We start from the raw sequence: 3,002 nt of genomic DNA, 5'->3' as shown, positions 1-3,002 counted from the left end.
CGCGGGCGGCACGCCGTTCAGCACCAGCCGGCGGGCACCCGCGCCCCAGGCGGCACGCAGCAGCGGCGCCAGGGCCTGCGGATGCGCCAGGGGCGCGTTATGCTCGATGAAGGGCGCGTCCATGCCGGCATCGCCGCTTTCGGCCAGATGCAGCCGGCGGCGGCGGCGGTTGAACAGCGCCAGCCCCAGCAGCCGGCCATCGGCCTCGGCGCGCAGCAGCACGGGGTCGGGGTAGCGTTCCTCCGCCAGGCAGCCCACCCAGCTCCAGGACTGGAAGAAGGATGGGGCGGGCAGCTCTGCCTCCAGGGTGCGCCATTCCCCTTCAAGCTCAGCAAAACTCTGGACCGGCGCGAGACGGACCTGCACAGCCATGATCTAGTCCCGGAGGCACGCGGATGGGAACCGGGAATCCCGCAGGTGGAGGCCGGCCGATGAGCAAGCGCCGCGTTTTGCACGTGCTCAAATACTATCGCCCCTCCTTTACCGGGGAAGGCGTGTTTCTGGAACGCTCCTCCGCCGTGATGCAGGAGCTGGCGCCGGATGTGGAGCACGACCTGCTGGTGACGGAAACGCCCAGCCCGGCCGAGCCCCCCGCCGCCTGCTCCACCCTGCGGCGCGTCTTCTACCTGACCCGCAAGCCCCGGGGCACGGTGGCGCATCATGTCGCCCTCGTGGGCTGGTTCCTGCGCAACCTGCGCCACTACGACACGGTGCATATCCGCACGCATGTGGACTGGTATTTCCTGACCTACCTGCTCTCCGCCCTGGCGGGGCGGCGGCTGGTGATCTCCGCCACGCTGGACGACAGCGTGCCGGTGCTGGTGGGGAACTACCGCGCCAGCCTGCGGCCACTGGTGCAGCGCGGCTTCAAGGTCTTCGATGCCTTTGTCAGCATCAGCCCCAAGCTGTTCCGCGAGACCAGCGCTTCGGGGGTCGATCCGGCGCGCTGCCATCTCGTGCCCTGCGGCATCAGCCTGCCGCAGGCCGCGCCGGGTGAGCGCGGGCGCATCCGGGCGGAACTGGGGATCGGCGCCGAGGACCCGGTGCTGCTCTTCGTCGGCGGGCTCTGCGTGCGGAAGGACCCGCGCTTCCTGATCGATGCCATGCCCGCCATCCTGGCGAAGCACCCGCGCGCGCGCCTGCTGCTGGTGGGGCCGGAGCTGGAGGCGGAATATGTCGCGGGCATGCGGCAGGCCGTGGCCGCCGCCGGCATGGAACAGGCCGTCTTCTTCCTGGGGGAACAACTGAACCCCCACCCCTATTTCGAAGCCGCCGACATGCTGGCCTTCGCCTCCCGCCTGGAAGGCTTCGGCACGGTGGTGCCGGAGGGCATGGCGCATGGCCTGCCGGTGGTGGTGCGCCACCTGCCCGGCGTCAACGACGACTTCGTGCTGGATGGCGAGACGGGCTATCTCTTCAACGACGAGGCCGGCTTCCTCCAGGCCGCCGACCGCCTGGCGGGCGACCCGGCGCTGCGGCGGCGGATCGGCGCGGCGGCGCGGCACCTGGCCACCACGCGCTTCGGCATGCGGCAGGTGGCGGCGCGCTACCTCGGCATCTATGGCTTCGCCGACCGTGTCGCCGATGCGCCGGAAGCGCAACCCACCGGCCTTGGCTGCACCGCCTCCATCGCCGACCGCCGCTTCCATACGCCGGTGGCACCGACCCCGGACCCCACCCCCCTGCTGCTGACCACCGTGGATGCCGAGGAAGCCTTCGACTGGTCCGACGCCTTCTCCCGCACCGCCGCGGATGTGAGCTCGATGCGCAGCCAGCATCTGGCGCATCGCGTCTTCTCCCGGCACGGCGTGGTGCCGCTCTACATGGCGGATTACCCGGTGGTGGCGCAGGATATCGGCTGCGGCCCCTTGCGGGAGCTGTTGCAGGATGGGCTCTGCGACATCGGCGCCCAGATGCACCCCTGGGTCACGCCGCCCTTCGCGGAGGATGTCTGCGAGCGCAACAGCTATGCCGGCAACCTGCCGGTATCGCTGGAACTGGCCAAGGCGCGCCACCTGACCGAGGTGATCTCGGAAAAGCTGGGCATCACGCCGCGTATCTACCGCACCGGCCGCTACGGTTTCGGGCCGCGCACGGCCGATATCCTGAAGTCGCTCGGCTATGTGGCCGATAGCAGCCTCGCCCCCTGCTGGCCCACCCCCGCACGCCATGACGACCCCGCCGCCTGGGCCAGCGCCCCCGGCCCCTATTGGGTGGACAAGGACCAGACGCTGATGGAGATCCCGGTCTCCGCCGCGCTGGTCGGGCATCTCGCCGGCTGGCGGGAGGAGCAACTGGCTTGCTTTGCCTTCCATCCCCGCCGGCGCCACCGCCGCGTGGCTGGCGCGCTCTCCCGCCTCGGGCTGCTGGAGCGTATCCGGCTGACGCCGGAAGGCATGACGGTGCCGGAGGCGAAGCGGCTGGTGCGCCACATGCTGGCTCATGGCCACCGCGTCTTCACGCTGACCTATCATTCGCCGTCGCTGGAGCCGGGCAATACGCCCTATGTCCGTGACCTGGCGCAGCGTGACCGCTTCCTGGACTGGCTGGACGAATTCTACACCTTCTTCCGCGAGGAAGCCGGTGGCCGCAACGCCACCTGGCAGGAGGTGCGCTTCGGTGCCGCCACCGCCCAGGCTGGCGGGCTGCCCGGCGGGCCGCTGGAGCGGCCGATGCATGCCCTGCCCACCGGCCCGGCGGTGGTGCCCGCGAGCCGGATGCCGTGACAGGCGGTGCCACCCTGGTGATCCAGCAGGTTCTGACGGCGCTGTTGCTGCCGCCCCTGCTGCTGGTGCTGGCCAGCCTGCTCTTCGGCGTGCTGGCCTGGCGCGGCTGGCGGCCCGGCGGGCTTTGGGCGGCGGTGGCGGTCACCGGCGTGACGCTGCTGGCCACGCCTTCCGCTTCTGGCCGCCTGATGGCCTCGCTGGAGCGGGAAGTGCCGCTGGCCACGCCGCGGCAGGCCGCCGACGGCACGCTGCCCGGCGCCATCGTGATCCTGGGCG

2 protein-coding genes and 1 pseudogene are annotated in these 3,002 nt (G+C 71.1%); 2 read left to right on the top strand and 1 reads right to left on the bottom strand.

Features of this window, described 5'->3' with window-relative positions; all coding sequences use genetic code 11:
- Positions 1-372, bottom strand: a pseudogene (locus tag IBL25_RS25415) (hypothetical protein); the annotation flags it as partial.
- A gap of 59 nt (positions 373-431) precedes the next feature.
- Here IBL25_RS25415 and IBL25_RS25410 point away from each other — a divergent pair.
- Entirely contained in the window at positions 432-2,726 is a 2,295-nt protein-coding gene (locus tag IBL25_RS25410; RefSeq protein WP_187781234.1) for a glycosyltransferase, read from the top strand.
- Positions 2,723-3,002, top strand: a 280-nt coding sequence (locus IBL25_RS25405; protein ID WP_202986887.1) for a hypothetical protein, incomplete at its 3' end; no start/stop codon positions are given. The genes IBL25_RS25410 and IBL25_RS25405, both read left to right, overlap by 4 nt.

The sequence above is a fragment of the Pseudoroseomonas ludipueritiae genome (assembly GCF_014490445.1).
Lineage (GTDB): Bacteria > Pseudomonadota > Alphaproteobacteria > Acetobacterales > Acetobacteraceae > Pseudoroseomonas > Pseudoroseomonas ludipueritiae.
The sequence above is the reverse complement of the archived record's forward strand: the minus strand, read 5'-3'. Positions and strand labels throughout refer to the sequence as shown.

What these genes read in the sequence shown, in the direction of transcription:
- IBL25_RS25410 (WP_187781234.1), top strand. Translation starts at nt 432, where the DNA reads ATGAGCAAGCGCCGCGTTTTGCACGTGCTCAAATACTATCGCCCCTCC.